This is a genomic window from Klebsiella sp. WOUb02 (assembly GCF_050058015.1).
In the GTDB taxonomy this organism is placed as follows: domain Bacteria; phylum Pseudomonadota; class Gammaproteobacteria; order Enterobacterales; family Enterobacteriaceae; genus Klebsiella.
This window is the reverse complement of record NZ_CP170110.1, coordinates 3,845,664-3,861,590: the sequence shown is the minus strand read 5'-3', so window position 1 is coordinate 3,861,590 and position 15,927 is coordinate 3,845,664. Positions and strand designations below refer to the sequence as shown.

Annotated in this window: 14 protein-coding genes, 1 tRNA gene and 3 pseudogenes; 8 read left to right on the top strand and 10 right to left on the bottom strand. The window is 58.6% G+C overall.

Translation table 11 applies throughout. The features are described from left to right. Window positions 1-55 precede the first annotated feature (55 nt). Together ABOC21_RS25750 and ABOC21_RS25745 are read left to right on the top strand one after the other, a co-directional pair. The gene (locus ABOC21_RS25750; protein ID WP_095102580.1) at window positions 56-1,615 is read left to right on the top strand and encodes a PTS transporter subunit EIIC; all 1,560 of its coding nucleotides are present in this window, start codon (window positions 56-58) and stop codon (window positions 1,613-1,615) included. 13 nt (window positions 1,616-1,628) lie between these two features. Further along, window positions 1,629-3,008: a glycoside hydrolase gene (locus ABOC21_RS25745; RefSeq protein ID WP_426813746.1), complete on the top strand. Its 1,380-nt coding sequence runs from the start codon at window positions 1,629-1,631 to the stop codon at window positions 3,006-3,008. Between the two features lie 62 nt (window positions 3,009-3,070). Here the strand turns inward: ABOC21_RS25745 and ABOC21_RS25740 are convergent, their stop codons facing one another. Further along, a complete protein-coding gene (locus tag ABOC21_RS25740) occupies window positions 3,071-3,808 on the bottom strand; it encodes a MurR/RpiR family transcriptional regulator (protein ID WP_132512534.1) in 738 nt (245 codons plus the stop codon). A 71-nt stretch (window positions 3,809-3,879) separates the two neighbouring features. On the opposite strand from ABOC21_RS25740, the gene ABOC21_RS25735 reads away from it, so the two are divergent. Beyond that, complete coding sequence (locus ABOC21_RS25735) at window positions 3,880-4,206, top strand: hypothetical protein (protein WP_426813745.1); 327 nt, start codon at window positions 3,880-3,882, stop codon at window positions 4,204-4,206. 52 nt (window positions 4,207-4,258) lie between these two features. Continuing rightward, window positions 4,259-4,353, top strand: a tRNA-Sec gene (locus ABOC21_RS25730). Window positions 4,354-4,601: 248 nt separating this feature from the next. Here the strand turns inward: ABOC21_RS25730 and ABOC21_RS25725 are convergent. After that, a complete protein-coding gene (locus ABOC21_RS25725) occupies window positions 4,602-5,798 on the bottom strand; it encodes a hypothetical protein (RefSeq protein ID WP_426813744.1) in 1,197 nt (398 codons plus the stop codon). 438 nt (window positions 5,799-6,236) lie between these two features. Here ABOC21_RS25725 and ABOC21_RS25720 point away from each other — a divergent pair, with 438 nt between their 5' ends. Together ABOC21_RS25720 and ABOC21_RS25715 are read left to right on the top strand one after the other, a co-directional pair. Next, entirely contained in the window at window positions 6,237-7,244 is a 1,008-nt protein-coding gene (locus ABOC21_RS25720; RefSeq protein WP_426813743.1) for a zinc-binding alcohol dehydrogenase family protein, read from the top strand. 217 nt (window positions 7,245-7,461) lie between these two features. Next, on the top strand, window positions 7,462-8,511 hold the full coding sequence (locus tag ABOC21_RS25715) for an NAD(P)-dependent alcohol dehydrogenase (protein WP_426813742.1): 1,050 nt from the start codon (window positions 7,462-7,464) through the stop codon (window positions 8,509-8,511). Here the strand turns inward: ABOC21_RS25715 and ABOC21_RS25710 are convergent. Beyond that, window positions 8,508-9,461: a GlxA family transcriptional regulator gene (locus tag ABOC21_RS25710; protein ID WP_426813741.1), complete on the bottom strand. Its 954-nt coding sequence runs from the start codon at window positions 9,459-9,461 to the stop codon at window positions 8,508-8,510. The two genes, ABOC21_RS25715 and ABOC21_RS25710, sit on opposite strands and share 4 nt — an antisense overlap. Window positions 9,462-9,487: 26 nt before the next feature. After that, window positions 9,488-10,267, bottom strand: coding sequence for an MBL fold metallo-hydrolase (locus tag ABOC21_RS25705; protein WP_426813740.1), 780 nt, complete (start codon window positions 10,265-10,267; stop codon window positions 9,488-9,490). A gap of 169 nt (window positions 10,268-10,436) precedes the next feature. On the opposite strand from ABOC21_RS25705, the gene ABOC21_RS25700 reads away from it, so the two are divergent. Beyond that, window positions 10,437-10,991 carry an NUDIX domain-containing protein gene (locus ABOC21_RS25700; RefSeq protein WP_426813739.1) on the top strand — a complete coding sequence of 185 codons (555 nt, stop codon included), beginning with the start codon at window positions 10,437-10,439 and terminating at the stop codon, window positions 10,989-10,991. On the opposite strand, the gene ABOC21_RS25695 is transcribed toward ABOC21_RS25700, so the two are convergent. From ABOC21_RS25695 to ABOC21_RS25680, 4 genes and pseudogenes are all read right to left on the bottom strand, one after another. After that, window positions 10,983-11,843 carry a DMT family transporter gene (locus tag ABOC21_RS25695; protein ID WP_426813738.1) on the bottom strand — a complete coding sequence of 287 codons (861 nt, stop codon included), beginning with the start codon at window positions 11,841-11,843 and terminating at the stop codon, window positions 10,983-10,985. The genes ABOC21_RS25700 and ABOC21_RS25695 overlap by 9 nt on opposite strands. Before the next feature lie 24 nt (window positions 11,844-11,867). Beyond that, window positions 11,868-12,677 carry a lipoprotein NlpA gene (gene nlpA / locus ABOC21_RS25690; RefSeq protein ID WP_426813737.1) on the bottom strand — a complete coding sequence of 270 codons (810 nt, stop codon included), beginning with the start codon at window positions 12,675-12,677 and terminating at the stop codon, window positions 11,868-11,870. Between the two features lie 107 nt (window positions 12,678-12,784). Further along, a pseudogene (locus ABOC21_RS25685) lies at window positions 12,785-13,835 on the bottom strand (bifunctional transcriptional activator/DNA repair enzyme AdaA). Continuing rightward, window positions 13,822-14,596 (bottom strand): annotated as a pseudogene (locus tag ABOC21_RS25680) (isocitrate lyase/PEP mutase family protein). The pseudogenes ABOC21_RS25685 and ABOC21_RS25680 overlap by 14 nt, the downstream one beginning before the upstream one ends. Window positions 14,597-14,708: 112 nt before the next feature. Here ABOC21_RS25680 and ABOC21_RS25675 point away from each other — a divergent pair. Next, window positions 14,709-14,777, top strand: a pseudogene (locus tag ABOC21_RS25675) (carboxymuconolactone decarboxylase family protein); the annotation flags it as partial. A gap of 20 nt (window positions 14,778-14,797) precedes the next feature. Here the strand turns inward: ABOC21_RS25675 and ABOC21_RS25670 are convergent. Together ABOC21_RS25670 and ABOC21_RS25665 are read right to left on the bottom strand one after the other, a co-directional pair. Beyond that, the gene (locus tag ABOC21_RS25670) at window positions 14,798-15,268 is read right to left on the bottom strand and encodes a DUF1348 family protein (RefSeq protein ID WP_426813736.1); all 471 of its coding nucleotides are present in this window, start codon (window positions 15,266-15,268) and stop codon (window positions 14,798-14,800) included. Continuing rightward, complete coding sequence (locus ABOC21_RS25665; RefSeq protein WP_426813735.1) at window positions 15,261-15,893, bottom strand: pyridoxamine 5'-phosphate oxidase family protein; 633 nt, start codon at window positions 15,891-15,893, stop codon at window positions 15,261-15,263. Before ABOC21_RS25665 ends, ABOC21_RS25670 begins: the two co-directional genes overlap by 8 nt. Window positions 15,894-15,927 lie beyond the last annotated feature (34 nt).

The window sequence follows — 15,927 nt, the reverse complement described above, 5'->3', positions numbered from 1 at the left end:
GGAAGTCAAAAAAATAATTAAAGTCCCTGTAGCTACAAAAATAAAAGGAACAACTATGTCCGCAATACGTCAACATGCGCTGGAGAATATGCAAAAATTCTCCAGAGCGATGATCGGTGCTGTATTGTTCTTGCCGGTCATCGGTTTAATTCTGGCACTCAGTTCTGTCTTAACTAACCCAACATTAATTTCTGAAACCAGTTTTTTACATCAGCTTGGTCAACTGCTCGGCGATACCTTCTGGCCATTATTCGGCAATCTCGGATTACTGTTTTGCGTTGGTATTAGTTACGGTCTGGCAAAAGATAAAAAAACGGAAGTGGCGCTGGTTTCGGTCATGTGTTTTATCATGTTTCTGGGGGCCAACCACTCGTGGCTGGAGCATACTCACGGGATTGCCGAAAAAATTAACGGCGAATATTACGGTACCGGCCAGACGCAGATCCTAGGGTTCGTGGTGGTCGATATGGGGGTATTCCTCGGCATTATTCTCGGCTGCACCATCGCCTGGGTACATAATAAAGTCTCGACCATTGAGCTGCCCGGCGCGCTGTCGATGTACGGCGGCGCGAAGCTGACCCTGGTGGCCATGACGCCCGTTATCATCTTCTATGCGATCGCCTTCACCTGGATCTGGCCGTTTATGACCCACGGCATCGCGGCGTTAACCGGGTTTATGAAAAACGCCGGCGTCGCGGGCGTCTTCGTCTACGGCTTCTTTGAAAAATTCCTTATCCCCACCGGCCTGCACCATTTCGTGTGGTCGCCGTTCCAGCTGACGCAGATCGGCGGCACGCTGAACGTTGACGGGCAGGTCGTTTCCGGCACCCAGGCGATTTTCCTCGCCTATATGCGCCATCCGGATCTCACCCCGGTGATGAACGAAGCCCTACGCTTCTCCCAGCAGGGGATGACCACGATTTTCGGCCTGGCCGGCGCCTCGCTGGCGTTTTACCACACCGCGAAGCCTGAGAAGAAAATGCTGGCCAAAGCGATTCTGCTGCCCGCCATTATCACCTCGATGCTGACCGGGATTACCGAACCCATTGAGTTCACCTTCCTGTTTGTTTCGCCGCTGCTGTGGGTGATCCACGCGACGTTAACCGCCGCCTCGCAGGCCATTTGCGACATCTTCACCGTTCGTCCGTGGGGCGCATCCGGGCTGATCGAATTCCTGATTTATAACCTGCCGCTGCCGGTTTCGCTCACGCGCTGGCCCGGCTATGTGCTTATCGGTATCGGTCAGTTTGCCGTCTACTACGTTATTTTCCGCACCCTGGTGGTAAAACTGAATTTGAAAACGCCGGGCCGCGAAGACGATGAAAATGTGAAGCTATATAGCAAAGCGGATTATCGCAAAAAGATGAGCGATAAATCGGCGGTCACCGATGAAATTATTAATGGTTTAGGCGGTAAGGATAATATTATTTCCGTTGATAACTGCTTCACCCGCCTGCGGGTCGCTATTAAAAATATGCAACTGGTTGACGATGATATATTGAAAAGCACCGGCGCCAATGGCGTGGTGCGCAACAGAAATGAAGTACAGGTTATTTATGGCGTCAAGGTGGGACAGGTTCGTTCCCGGGTTGATAGCTGGCTCGCAGAAAATTAATCAGGAGTTATTTATGAAATTAACCGTATTAGGCGGGGGCGGCGTTCGCTCCGCGTTTCTGGCAAAATCACTGGCTTATAACGCGCACCGCATTGGTTTAACGGAAGTGGTATTTCTCGACAGCTCCGCTGATAACCTGGCCATCTTTGGCGAGATCGCCCGCTACGTCTTTCAGGCTATCCGCCCGGATATTCACTTTAGCGCTACCCGCGATCCGGTCGCCGCGCTGACGAATACCAACTACGTTATTACCACCCTGCGGGTCGGCGGCGACGAGAGCCGTATTCGCGACGAGCGCATTGCGCTTGAGCATAATACGTTAGGCCAGGAGACCACCGGCGCCGGCGGTTTTGCCATGGCGATGCGTTCAATACCGGCGATTCTGGACTACTGCCGCCTCATCGAAGAGCACGCCGCCGAGGACGCAATCCTGTTTAACTTCACCAATCCGTCGGGGCTGGTGACCGAGGCGATTATCAAGTCCGGCTTTAAGCGCCGGGTATACGGTATCTGCGATGCGCCGTCGGAGCTGATTCGCGAGCTGCCGGAGATCCTCGGCTGCGACGAGCGTGACCTTGGCGTCGAGTGCTACGGCCTGAACCACTTCTCCTGGTTTACCCACTTCACGGTGCGCGGAGAAGACGTGACCGAACGCCTGATCGCCAGCCCGGATCTGTATCGTAAAACGGCGATGCAGTATTTCTCGCCCGAGCTGGTTGAACTATGCGACAAGCAGCTGCTGAACGAATATCTCTACTATTACTACTACCGCGAGGTGGCGTTAAAAGCGATTCAGGAAGCGCCGGAAACCCGCGGGGAGCAGATCGCCCGCATCAACCGCGATATGCGCGATGAGCTGCAAACCGTTGACGTACGGGCCAACCCGGAAGCGGCGTTCAATATCTGGATGAAGCACTACCTGCGCCGGGAAAACAGCTATATGCAGAATGAGTCGCAGCAGGAGAAGTTCCATACTCGCGAGCCGCTTACCCTACAGCAGTTTATCGAAGAGCCGGACACCGGCGGCTACGCGGGCGTGGCGCTGGATATCCTGGAGGCGGTCAACAGCACCACCACCAAGCGTATCGTGGTGTCGATATCCAATAACGACACCCTCGACTTCCTGCGCCCGGATGATGTGATTGAGATTAGCTGCGATCTGAGCAAAGATGGCCTGAAGCCGGTCACCCCGGCGCACGTGCCGACGGCGCAGAAGAATATGATCGCCAGCGTCAAAGAGTATGAACGCCTGGCGGTGGCGGCGATCCTGCAGCGGGATAAGTCGCTGGCGATACGGGCGCTGATGGCTCATCCGCTGGTCGGCTCCTGGTCGCTGGCGCAGAAGCTGGTTAACGCCTACCTCGACGATAAGCTGGTTGCCGACTGGCGGTAATCACCCCCAGCCTCCGGGCTGCAGCCTCAACGCCGCAGCCCGGAAACACTGCGGCGCCGCGTCTAAAGGGCGTCGCCCGCCCTGCCTTTTGCGGTCTGAATAAACCACATCTTCAGAAAGCGCTCAAAGCCCAATATGCAGTAGCCGAAAAACGGGTTGCTCCAGTAAATATCATCATCGAACTTCTGCGGATCGTGAATAATAAACGCGGTATCCGCCGCCTGGGCCAGCGGACTTTGATAGTCGCCGGTAAAGCAGACCAGGTTAATCTCTTTTCCCTCCAGCGCCTTTACCCAGTTTAGCGCCGAGCTGCTGCGCCCGGATTTAGAAATTATCCAGATCGAGTCGAATTTGGCGGCGTTTTTCTGTTCGAGAATTTCATAATCCGGCCACAGCGCGAGGCTGGCGTTTACGCCGGTCACCAGAAACTTATTATAAATATATTGCGCAATCAGCTGCGAGAAGCCGCTGCCGTGAACCAGGATGCGGTGCTGCTGCAGGCTTTCCAGCAGCGGGGTGACCTGCTCCGCCGGCAGAATGCTCATATAGTCGATGTCGTTGGTGACATCGAGCTTAGGCATGGTGATATTGAATTTAATAAAATAGACCAGCTCCAGCCAGCCGCTGAACTTGAGCTTCTTTGCCAGACGCACCAGTGAGGAAGGATTGCTGTAGCAGCGCTCGGCGACGGCGCGGATCCCCTCCCGCACGCAGCGTTCAGGATCGTGCTGAATAGAGCGCAGGACGGTCATTTCCGTTTTACTCAGCTTAACGTCACGAAAGATGTTTTCTAAATCCATTCCGGGCTCCTCTCAGCGGCAGATTACGCTATCACCGAACGGCAAAACTGTCTGTGGCGTGAGTCACCGCAATGAAACGGAAATTACCTTTTCCAAATAAATGGAATAAAAAAACCTTTTACCGTGCGGCATCGGGGGCGGTCAGCAAAAAAACGGCGCCGTCATCCACTTATCGGAGCGGCGCTTCAGGCTTTTCTGCACGCCAGCGGCGTCGTGCACCGCATCTTTCCGGGCTTTTAAGAGGAGATAATCGACGCGAAAACCCCTGCGAAGAGGAGATTGCGCTAGCGCACGAGAATGTAAAAAAGTGTAAGCCACGGATTTTGAAAGGATTTGACCAGGAGTGTTCTGTAAAGTCCAGTTTTAACAGTAAAAAAGTGCGTTTAGGTATGTGGTAAATGACTGAAAGTAGCTATAATGCGCCCCGCCTCCATGTAGCAATCGAGGCGCGGAAGATCGTCATCTCCGGTGAGGTGGCTGGACTTCAAATCCAGTTGGGGCCGCCAGCGGTCCCGGGCAGGTTCAACTCCTGTGATCTTCCGCCAGTTGCTCTCCTCTACGCCATTTGATGGTGAATTCTGTACCAGGCGCGGGTAATCACTCTTTCAATCCGTCATTAAAATCGAGTCTGCATTCAGCATATTTTCGACCTTTTCGTTTTCCCCCCTCCAGGCACCTTTAGCTTTCAGCTCTATGCATGACCGTTTGGCAAATGGCTTCGGATGTCGCGCGAGAAAACCAGAGCCTGCCCTGGCCGGTAAAAACAGCAGGGGCCTCCTTGCCCCGCTTCTCATCAGAAGTAGTACCCAATATTGACGTTAGTGCGGAAATACCATTTGCCGCTGCCCTCGGATTCGGTGCTGGTCCAGCCCGTGGCGTTCAGCGCCCCGCCCCAGGGGTTGACGTTCTTCGCCCAGCCGAGGTCGACCCACAGCATCACCGGCAGGGCGAATACCTGCACCCCCACGGTATTCATCTGCGAATCCTGCCAGCCGCTTTTGTCTTTCCACAGCACGCTGTAGTCATTATAGAAACGCAGCTTTGATACCGCTCCCCACTGCACATCGACGTCGCGAGCAAGGTTTAGCGACGCGGTGGTAGCCTTTGCCGGGATGAGGTAGGCCGGCGTCAGGCCGTTGCCACCCATCAGGATCGTATCGTCGCTGACGCCCGCCGGGTTCTTAGGATCGTACTGATAGCGAATCACCTGCGACGTGAGCTGCCACGGCCCGTTGTGCGCCATTCCGTGCAGGCCTGCCGCCCAGAAGGTGCCGTCATCGTCCGTTTCGCGATTGTGCAGACGCGCCAGCGCCAGCGAGCCGCCCAGCTCGTTACTCCAGCCTCCGCCGTGAAACTCCCTGGCGATGCGGACGTTCACCTGATCGCGCTTCTCGTTACGCTGCTGATGCTGGCTCGGGTAAATGGTGTTCTTCAGGCGGCTGTAGTCGCCCACCTCCGGCGCATAGCGCAGATTTTCCGGCTCCATCCACGGAAAATAGGCCATATCCAGCGACCAGTTATTATCGTGATATTGATAGTTCACCCCGCTGCCGGCATTGACGCCAAAGCCTAAATAAAAGGGAATGCCGTAAGACCAGCCGAATTGCGGATAGGGTTCAAGGCCGAAAGGTTTACCCGGAATACCGAGCGTAATATTGTTATTATCGTTTAAACGATAGCCCACATAGGCCCGGTCGACGGCATATTTATGGTGATCCTGAAACCAGAATCCGGCGTCAAAGAAATAGTTATTATAAAATCCGCTGCTGTCGATACGAAAGGTATCAAAACGCAGATGCGGCGGGTGGCGATAATTACTGCCGTGCCAGTCTTCATAGCGGTAGTTGGCCCGCAGGGCGCCGCCGAAATCCACGCCGGCAAGATTATCGGCGCTGCGCCAGCCGAGATGCGGAAACGGCTTTCCTTGCTCCGCCTGCGCGAAGCCCCCGGTACACGCGCCCAGCAGCAGCGTGATGATAATTTTACGCATAGCACATGCCTCACTTTATATTTTAATAAACAACAGCAGTCCGCCGCCGCTAAATAGCGGCGTTTTTAATTAATTTGTCTCAGCGGTGAAACAATCAGCTAAATATCGCGATGATGATATTTTTGTCTCAAATATGAAACTCGGTTTATTATTTGATATAAAGAAAGTCGCATGCAGCGTGGCGTGAGTCAAGGCGTAAACTTTGCGCTATAACGCAATATTATTATTCATTACTTCAGCAATTAATATTTTTGAAGTCTACGCAAAATTATTCTCAAATATGAAACAGCGGGGGCCGGACTGTCCGATCCTTGTCGGGTAAGCGATTTTCTCTTTTTGAATATAACTCTTATCGCCGCCGGACCGTTTTTCCCCGGCCGCCGCCGGTCTATCCTCGACGCATTCAACCGATGAACCGATTCGCAAACCGGAGAGTATATGAAAGCAATCGCGATTACCCGCGCAGCGGCAGAAGGCCGCAATATCCCCTTTTTAAGCGCCATCGAGCTGCCGGTTCCTACCGCCGAGGGCCATGACCTGCTGGTCGAGGTAAAGGCCATTTCCGTTAACCCGGTGGACACCAAGGTGCGCGCCGGATTCAATGCCGATACTCCGCGGGTGCTGGGCTGGGATGCGGTTGGCACGGTAAAAGCCGTTGGCGAGGCGGTCACCCTGTTCGCGCCGGGCGATGAGGTCTGGTACGCCGGCGCGCTGGGCCGTCCGGGAAGCAACGCGGAGTTTCAGCTGGTGGACGAACGGATCGTGGCCCTCAAGCCGCGCTCGCTGGATAACGCTTCCGCGGCCGCCCTGCCGCTCACCGCTATTACCGCCTGGGAATTGTTATTCGATCGCCTGGGCGTCCAGGAGGGCGGCAACGCCGGCGACACGCTGCTGATCGTCGGCGCGGCGGGCGGCGTCGGCTCAATCCTTACCCAGCTGGCTCGCAGGCTGACCGGGATGACGGTGATCGGAACGGCATCGCGCCCGGATAGTCAGAAATGGGTGCTGGACGCCGGCGCGCATCACGTGATTGACCACAGTAAGCCGCTGAGCGAAGAGCTGGCCCGTATCGGGGTGAAGGAAGTGACCCACGTCGCCAGCCTGAACAACACCGAACAGCATTATTCGCAGCTGATTGATGCCCTCGCGCCGCAGGGTAAACTGGCGCTGATCGACGATCCGCAAACCCTCGACGCCCGGCCGCTGAAGGCCAAAAGCATCTCGCTGCACTGGGAGTTTATGTTTACCCGCTCAATGTTTGAAACGTCGGATATCGTTGCCCAACATCGGCTGCTGACCCGCGTCGCCGCGCTGATTGATGATAAAACGATTAAAACCACGCTCGGCGAACACTATGGCGCGATCACCGCGGAAAATCTGCAGAAAGCGCACGCTCAGCTCGAAACCGGACGCGCGGTGGGCAAAATCGTGCTGGAAGGGTTCTAAGACAACGGTTTGCGGCACTGAAGAGCCTTTCTGACGGCCGTTGAGCCCTAATGTCACCCCCGATCCCCCGCCAGCCGGGGGATTGTCCGCCTTTTTTAACCCTTTGAGCTAATTCCCTCCCGCCCGGCGCTGGCCAGGCTACGCTTAGCGTTGCCGCGCAAAAAACACGCATCTCCCTCCGCCCTATTCAGCACCTTTATTCAGAAGAGGTTTCGCTATGCAGATCAACGCTATTGGTACTAACTCCGCCAGCCAGCCGCTGGCCGCGATGGCCATCTCCCGCCGCGAGCCTGGGCCGCACGATGTGCAGATCGCCATCGACTACTGCGGCGTCTGCCACTCCGACCTGCACCAGGCCCGCTCCGAATGGGCCGGGACGATCTACCCCTGCGTGCCGGGGCATGAAATCGTTGGCCGGGTCACCGCCGTCGGCGAGCACGTCTCCGGCCACGCGGTGGGCGACCTGGTGGGCGTCGGCTGTATGGTCGACAGCTGTAAGCAGTGCGAAGAGTGCGAGGCAGGACTGGAAAACTATTGTGACCACACGGTGCTCACCTATAACAGTCCCACTCAGGATGCGCCCGGCCATACGCTGGGCGGCTACTCTCAGCAAATCGTCGTTCACGAGCGTTACGTGCTGCGCGTGCGCCACCCGCAGGAGCAGCTGGCCGCCGTAGCGCCGCTGCTGTGCGCCGGTATCACCACGTACTCGCCGCTGCGTCACTGGAACGTCGGGCCGGGCAAAAAAGTGGGCATCGTCGGCATCGGCGGGCTGGGGCACATGGGGATCAAGTTGGCCCACGCCATGGGCGCCCACGTGGTGGCCTTTACCACCTCGGAATCCAAGCGTGACGCGGCCAGAGAGCTGGGAGCGGACGAAGTGGTGGTGTCGCGCAACGAGGCGGAAATGGCGGCGCACGTCAAAAGCTTCGACTTTATTCTTAACACCGTGGCGGCCCCACACAACCTCGATGCCTTCACCACGCTGCTTAAACGCGACGGCACGCTGACCCTGGTGGGCGCGCCGGCAACCCCTCACCCGTCGCCGGAAGTGTTTAACCTGATATTTCGTCGTCGGTCGATTGCCGGGTCGATGATTGGCGGGATCCCGGAAACCCAGGAGATGCTCGATTTCTGCGCCGAACACGGCATCGTCGCCGATATTGAGCTGATCCGCGGGGATCAGATCAACGAAGCGTGGGAAAGGATGGTCAAAGGCGACGTCAAATATCGCTTCGTGATCGACAGCGCCACCCTCGCCGGCTAAGCCCCGCGGCGAAAGGTCCGCCGCCACTCCGCCGGGCTGACGCCAAAGCGGGACTTAAACTGCTGGCGCCAGGTGACGGCGGAGCGAAATCCGACCATTTCCGCCACCTGCTCAACGGGCATCTCGCCCGCTTCGAGCAGGATTTGGCTGCGCCGCAGCCGCTCCGCGGTAAGCCAGTCGGCAATGCTCATCCCGGTGGCCTGCGCAAAATGGCGGGTCAGGGTGCGGCGGCTCATCGCCACCACCTGGGCCAGCGAATCGAGGTTGTGCGTTTCGTGGATATGCTGCTGGAGATACTCAAGCAGGCAGTTAATGCGCGCATCGCGGGTGCTTTTCGGCACCGGCTGGGCGATAAACTGCGCCTGGCCGCCTTCGCGATGGGGCGGAACGATCATCCGCCGGGCAATCTGGTTGGCCGCCAGGCTGCCGAAGCGCTGGCGAATAATATACAGGCAGCAGTCGAGCGCCGCCGCGGTGCCCGCCGAGGTGATTATCCGCCGATCATTGACGTACAGCGCGTTGATATCCAGCCGCACCTGCGGGAAAAGGCGCTGAAAATCCTGCTCAAACTCCCAGTGGGTCGCCGCTCGCCTGCCGTCCAGCAGCCCGGCGTAGCCCAGCACGAATGCCCCCAGGCAGAGACCAACTATTTCGGCGCCGTTATCCCGCGCCCGCACCAGGCTATCGAGCAGGGCCTGCGGCGGGCGCTGATTCACCGCCCCCCAGTAGGGCACCACCACAATATCCGCCCGCTCAAGGGCGGTAAAACCATCCCGGGCGTGGAGCGCGAAGCCGTCGCGGGCGGTCAACATCCCCGGCCGCTCGGCGCACAGGCGCAGGTTAAAACGCTTGGTTTCTGACACGCTATCGCCAAACAGCATGCAGGGAACGGAGTAGTGAAACGGGCTAAACCCTTCCACCGCGACAATCGCCACCTCGGTTAACTTCATCGCTGCCTCCTCTCCCGGCCAGAAGCTTAAAATACCATGCTTTCCCCATCCTGCGGGATGCTGACCACCCCGGCAATCTGGTTATCAGCCACGTACTCGCTCAGCTCCCGACGGCTCAGCAGGCAGTGGTTCACCGCTTCCATATGGCCGACGACGATCTGCGCCTCCGGCAGGGTAAAGTGCGTTTTCAGCACGTCTTCTTTGCCCATGATGATCGGCCCAAAGCCGATGACGTGGGCATACCCGGCATTCAGCACCACCACATCGGGGCGCAGGCGGATCATGTCAGCTTCGATTTCATCGCACCAGATGGTGTCCCCCACCAGCCACAGCGTTTTCTCCTGCGGATGACGCAGCACCACGCCGCAGGCTTCGCCCAGGCGCTCCGCCATCGCCGGCACGGCGTAGGTGCGATCGCTCCCGTGCTGCCCGGAGGTGGTTTTCTGCAGGCTCACGCCGGCAAATTCGCTGCTCTCAGACAGCAGGCGAATATCGCTAAATCCCTGGCCCCGCAGCAGCCGGGCATCGGCCTCATGCTGGACAAAAACCGGCAGCGCTTTGGGGATCGCGGCGATCGCCGCCGCGTCCCAGTGATCCTCATGGGTATGGGTCACGATCGCGGCGTCGACATCAATAATGACAGAGAGCGGCAAAGGCAGCGCCACCAGCGGGTTACGCAGCTCGCTGCGGGCGGTGCCGGCAAATCCCGGCCAGGCGGCCCTATCCGCCAGCATCGGGTCGATGAGGAATTTCTTACCTGCGTATTCAATAAGTTGGGTCGCGTTACGGATGTGGGTGATGTTCATGATGCTCGTTCCTCTTCGGGATAATCTGGCGAACATCGTACGTCCCACAAGCCTGGCGCAATATGGGCATTCGGGCAATGATCGATGAGATTGGGCCAACTTTCTCCGCTTGTCAGCCGCCGCCGGCTATGCTGTGCTGAACGCTCAATTTTCTGGAGAAGTGGCCCCGATGAAAAAGAGACTGACCGCCGCCGATATGCACGATGCCGAAGTGATTGCCGACACCCCGTGGTTCAGTATGCGCAAGGTGGCTATCGACATCACCGCTAGCGAACGCCGCGACTTTTACTCCATCCACTATCCGCGCCCGGCGGTAGGCGTTGTGGCGATGCAGCAGGATAAAGTGCTGCTGATCCGCCACTACCGCTATCTGATTGACCAGGTGGTGTGGGCCATCCCGTCAGGCGGCGTCGATGAAGGCGAAGAGCCGCGGGCGGCCGCCCTGCGTGAGCTGTGCGAGGAGACCGGCTGGCAGGCCAAAAACGCCGAAGAGATTATCCGCTACAACCCCTCCTACGGCAGCAGCGACCAGCTGTTCATCACCTGGCTTGCCCGCGATCTGGAGTACGTCGGGATGGACGCCGACCAGGATGAAGTGATGGAAACCGGCTGGTTTACCTTCGAAGAGATTCGGGAGCTGATCGCCCGCGGCGAGATGCCGGACGGGCTATCGCTGGTGCCGCTGCTGCACCTGATGGCGCAGCGGCACGGTGGTTTAGCGTAACGGTTTAAGCATGCGCCAGCGGAACCACAGCTGGGCGACGAGGATCAGCACGCCGCCGACAATCTTCTGCAGCGGCAGCTGCTCGTGATACCACAGGGCGGCGGCAATCACCGTCAGCAGCGGTTCGAGCACCATAATAATCGCCGCGCTGGCAACCGCCGCGTACTTCTGCCCCTTCATCTGCAGGCCGAAGCGCAGGCTGGTGGCGATAACGATGCTGGCGAGCAGCCAGCCGAAGGTGGGTAGGGTAAACGGCCGATCCCAGCTTTCAACCGCCGCCGAGATCGCCAGCCCCACCAGCCCGGTGATCCCCAGCTGCACGGCGGTCAGCGGGATCAGCGGCACCTCGCGGGCGCAGCGGCTGGTGTAGCAGAACCAGATTGACTGCACCAGCGCGGTGAGCAGAAACCAGCCCTGGCTGGGGTGGAAGGCAATCGGCATATGCAGGCTCAGCAGGGCAAGGCCGACGATCGCCAGCGGCAGGCACTCCCAGTAAGCGCGCGCCGGGCGCGTTTTCATCATCACCCATGCGGTCAGCGGAACAAACAGCATCGACAGGCTCATGATAAACGCCCCCTCGCCCAGCGACGGCGTGGTCGACACCGAGTAAATCCACAAGCACAGGTTTAGCGCAAACCACAAGCCGCTGATGAGTATCGGCGGCCACTGCCGTTTCTCTACGCGAAAACCGCGGCAGAAAGGCAGCAGCAGCAGCGCGGCGAAAAAGAAGCGCAGGCCGAGGAAGGCAAAAACCGGCATCCCGGCAATGGCTTCACGCGAAAATATCCACCCGCACGCGGCGATGATCGTGGCGGCGACCAGCAGCACATCCGCCTGACGTTGCCGAAGCATATACACCTCTCCCTACGTGAGTAATTACCAGCCCGGCACCGCGCCGCCGTTGAAGATCGTTTCCGCCGCCTTCGCCACTTCCGGCGACTGATAGGACTGCATAAACTCCTTCACGTTCTGCGCATCTTTATTGTCATCGCGGGTAACGATGATGTTCACGTAGGGCGAGTTTTTATCCTCGATAAAAAGGCCGTCGCGCACCGGCGAGAGCCCGGTTTGCTGGAGGTAGGTGGTGCTGATAATCGCCACATCGACCTTGGGATCGTCGATCGCGCGCGGCAGCTGCGCGCCTTCCAGCTCCATGATTTTCAGGCTATGCGGGTTGGCGGTGATATCGAGAGCCGTCGGCAGCAGCCCGGTGCCGGCTTTGAGGGTAATCAGCTTCTGCTGCTGCAGCAGAAGCAGCGCGCGACCGAGGTTGGTCGGATCGTTAGGAATGGCGATGGTCGCCCCGTCCTTGAGGTCAGCGACCGATTTAATCTTGCGCGAGTAGCCCGCCATCGGGAACACGAAGGTGTTGCCGACCGCCACCAGATGATAGCCGTGAGCTTTATTATCCTGTTCGAGGAACGGCCGGTGCTGGAAGACGTTGGCGTCCAGATCCCCGGCGTTAGTCGACTCGTTCGGCAGCAGGGAGCCGCTAAAACCAACCAGCTCAACGTCGAGGCCATACTTCTCTTTCGCCACCTGCTTCGCCACTTCCGCCACATCCTGTTCAGCGCCGTTAATAACGCCGACTTTAATGTGTTTTGCATCGCCGTCCTGCCGATCGCAACCCGCCAGCAGCAGGCCCGTCAGCACCACCGCGGCGGCTGTCCATAAACGCAATTTCATTATCTTCACCCTGTTAGTCCATTAGAAAGTCATTATTATTTTCGTACGAAACTATAACGGCTTTATGGCCGGCTTTTAAACATCAAAAGCAGCAACAGGAAATAAAATCATCTACTGAATTTAGCCTCATGGGCCAGCAGCCACTCTTTGCGCGCCAGGCCGCCGCCGTAGCCGGTGAGCGAGCCATCTTTGCCGATAATCCGGTGGCAGGGGATAACAATCGCCAGCCGGTTGGCGCCGTTGGCGTTGGCCACCGCCCGCACCGCCCCGGCATTGCCCATCAGTGCGGCAAGCCCCTGATAATGCTCGGTCGTGCCGTAGGGTACCGCCCGCAGCTGTTGCCAGACCGCCTGCTGAAAATCGCTGCCCGGCGCGTCAAGCGTCAGGGAGAAGCGCTGCCGCTGGCCGGCAAAGTACTCCCCGATCTCCGCCACCGCCTGGCGCGTATGGGCGTTTTCCCCGGCGATAATATTGGCCGCCAGCAGGCGCTGAAGGTCGCGGAATTCGCTCTCCAACATCCGCCGGTCGACAAACTCCAGCAGGCAAACCCCGCGCTCGGTAGCGCAGACAAACATCGGTCCGATGGGGGTGGTAAAGCGGTGGATCAGGATCACCCGCCCCGCTTTGCTCGGCGCCCGGCCGGTGAGCTTTTTGCAGGTATAGCCGAAGCCGCTTAGCGAATCGTAGCCGCTGTCAAACGCCGCGTCGGTCGCGCTGCGCCCGCCCTGTAGCTCCTGCAGGGCGGTATTGACCCGCAGCATCCGCTGGAAGGCCTGAAAGGTCATGCCGTAGTTCTGGCTAAACCAGCGCCGCATGCGCTCCGGGCTGATGTGCTGCTGGCGCAGCTGGTCGTCGGTGATCCGCACCTTCGGCGCGGCGCGCAGTCTGCTGCATCACCTGCTCCACCATCGGCGGCGCGGAGCTGGCGTTTTCCGTCGGCCGACAAATCTTACACGGGCGAAAGCCGGCGCTGAGCGCGGCTTTAAAATCGCTATAAAACTCCACGTTTTCCCGCTTTGGCTTGCGGGCGCGGCAGGTGGCGATGCAGAACACGCCGGTGGTTTTCACGCCGACGTAAAAAAGCCCGGCGTATTGGGATGAGCGGGCCACCAGCGCCTCATACCAGGTATCGCATAACCCTTTATCAGTCACCTGCATTGCGGAATACCCCTTTAAACGATTGCTGCTGCCGTACGTTATGTAGCAGAGAGTGCAGATGCCCCTGCAGGGCGCTATGCAGCGCGTTGCCCATAGAAATCCGCTTCACTCCGAGACGGGTCAGCTGGTCAATATCGGGCAGCGCGGGCATCGCCATGACGTTCAGCGGCAGCGCAACCGCCGCCGCTATCGCCGCAATATCCGCCGCCTCGGTAACGCAAGGGACAAACAGGCCGTCAGCCCCATTTCGCGCATACAGCTCGACCTCGGGCAACCGTCTCAGCCAGCGCCTGCGGTCGGTTAAGCAAAAACGGATCGGTACGAATATTAAGAAACAACGCGACGCCCGCCTGTTCCAGTCCGGTTTTGACCGCCCGCAGGCGGCGGGCATAGGTTTCACCATCCACCAGGCGCCGCTCACCGTCGGCCACCAGGCTGTCCTCGAGATTAACGCCTGCCACGCCGGTTTGCGCCAGCGCTCGCAGATTATCTACCACCTCTGCGACGCTGGCGCCATACCCGAACTCCATATCCACGCTCAGCGGCAGCGCAACCTGCCCGCGGATACGCGTGACGAGCAAGAGCAGCTCAGCAAACGAGAGCTCTTCACCATCGTTATAGCCAAAGGTGTTGGCAATAGCGGCGCTGGAAGTGCCCAGAGCCAAATAGCCCGCGGCAGCCGCGGCTCTGGCGCTGGGAACATCCCAGACGTTAGCCAGCAGCACAGGCGTGGCCTGGTGATGTTGTTGTGCGAAATCCATATGTCCTCCGGTTTTGTTGTTATGCGCAGAATTCTGGGGCTTCTGCCGGGAAGACGACAACCGAAAACCGGACGACTATTTTCTCCTGAACCGGCGTCGCCACTCGCCGGACGCCATTCTGTTCACCAACATGGTGAATCGGGTTAACGATACGGTCGTCGATTTCCCGCAAGCCGATTAACCCGTAAGTTAACGCCTGCTTTACAGCCCCAGAGCGCTAAGTCCCGGATGGTCATCAGGGCGGCGGCCCTGGGGCCAGTGGAACAGGCGTTCGTTTTCGCCGATCGGCAGATCGTTGATGCAGGCGTAGCGCGTGCGCATCAGGCCGTGCTCATCAAACTCCCAGTTTTCATTGCCGTACGAGCGGAACCAGTTGCCGCTGTCATCATGCCACTCGTAGGCGAAACGCACCGCAATGCGGTTATCGCTCCACGCCCACAGCTCCTTAATCAGCCGGTACTCCTGCTCTTTGCGCCATTTGCGCTGCAGGAAGCCGACGATTTCCGCGCGCCCGTGCACAAACTCGCTGCGGTTGCGCCATTCGCTATCGGGGGTATAGGCCAGCGCCACCTTCTGCGCATCGCGGCTGTTCCAGCCATCTTCGGCGGCACGTACTTTTTGCGCCGCGCTTTCGCGGGTAAACGGCGGCAGCGGCGGGCGTTGTTCAGTCATGATCTTCTCCTGTGTGGGTTAAATGCTGCAGGCGCTGATTCTCCTGCTCAAGGTCGTGAATACGCTGCCGCAGCGTCTGGCTATATTCCGCCACCTGCTGAGCGCTGTAGCGCGGCGTAATATGCTGCGGGCAGTTCCAGTCGAACGCCTGCAGATGAAAGCGAAAAATGCGCTCAACCCTGCCGCGGTAATTTTCCGGCTTTACCCTGGCCAGCAGCACGGGATCGTCATCCACCGCCAGCACCTCAACGGTGGCGTAGATTTTCAGCCTGGCACGGCGCGGGTAATCCATCAAAAACAGGCACGCCCTGGCGCTTCCCCGCAGGTTGCCGGTGCTGATGTACTGCCGGTTGCCGCTAAAATCAGCCATTGCCAGGGTCGTCTCATCCAGCAGATGCAGAAAGCCGGGCGGCCCGCCGCGATGCTGGATATAGGGCCAGCCGGTTTGCGAAACGGTGGCCAGATAAAAGCTATCCCGGGTGGTAATCATCGCCTCCTCGCTGGCGGTAAAGCGATCCGCCTGGCGGCGGCCGTGGGGCGACTGCCACAGCCCGTCGCTGCCCATTTCATGCTGGACATCCATCACATCCGGGGTGATGGCAATACCAAGAAAATCACCGGCCATAGATCCTCCGCGTCGTCGTATCGCTGACCACAGC

Excerpts from the sequence above, each read along its gene's own strand:
- ABOC21_RS25695 (WP_426813738.1), bottom strand. The coding sequence starts at position 11,843 with ATGCTTCGGCAACGTCAGGCGGATGTGCTGCTGGTCGCCGCCACGATC.
- ABOC21_RS25715 (WP_426813742.1), top strand. The coding sequence starts at position 7,462 with ATGCAGATCAACGCTATTGGTACTAACTCCGCCAGCCAGCCGCTGGCC.
- ABOC21_RS25725 (WP_426813744.1), bottom strand. The coding sequence starts at position 5,798 with ATGCGTAAAATTATCATCACGCTGCTGCTGGGCGCGTGTACCGGGGGC.
- ABOC21_RS25700 (WP_426813739.1), top strand. The coding sequence starts at position 10,437 with ATGAAAAAGAGACTGACCGCCGCCGATATGCACGATGCCGAAGTGATT.
- ABOC21_RS25710 (WP_426813741.1), bottom strand. The coding sequence starts at position 9,461 with ATGAAGTTAACCGAGGTGGCGATTGTCGCGGTGGAAGGGTTTAGCCCG.
- nlpA (WP_426813737.1), bottom strand. The coding sequence starts at position 12,677 with ATGAAATTGCGTTTATGGACAGCCGCCGCGGTGGTGCTGACGGGCCTG.
- ABOC21_RS25750 (WP_095102580.1), top strand. The coding sequence starts at position 56 with ATGTCCGCAATACGTCAACATGCGCTGGAGAATATGCAAAAATTCTCC.
- ABOC21_RS25720 (WP_426813743.1), top strand. The coding sequence starts at position 6,237 with ATGAAAGCAATCGCGATTACCCGCGCAGCGGCAGAAGGCCGCAATATC.
- ABOC21_RS25705 (WP_426813740.1), bottom strand. The coding sequence starts at position 10,267 with ATGAACATCACCCACATCCGTAACGCGACCCAACTTATTGAATACGCA.
- ABOC21_RS25665 (WP_426813735.1), bottom strand. The coding sequence starts at position 15,893 with ATGGCCGGTGATTTTCTTGGTATTGCCATCACCCCGGATGTGATGGAT.
- ABOC21_RS25745 (WP_426813746.1), top strand. The coding sequence starts at position 1,629 with ATGAAATTAACCGTATTAGGCGGGGGCGGCGTTCGCTCCGCGTTTCTG.
- ABOC21_RS25735 (WP_426813745.1), top strand. The coding sequence starts at position 3,880 with ATGAAACGGAAATTACCTTTTCCAAATAAATGGAATAAAAAAACCTTT.
- ABOC21_RS25670 (WP_426813736.1), bottom strand. The coding sequence starts at position 15,268 with ATGACTGAACAACGCCCGCCGCTGCCGCCGTTTACCCGCGAAAGCGCG.
- ABOC21_RS25740 (WP_132512534.1), bottom strand. The coding sequence starts at position 3,808 with ATGGATTTAGAAAACATCTTTCGTGACGTTAAGCTGAGTAAAACGGAA.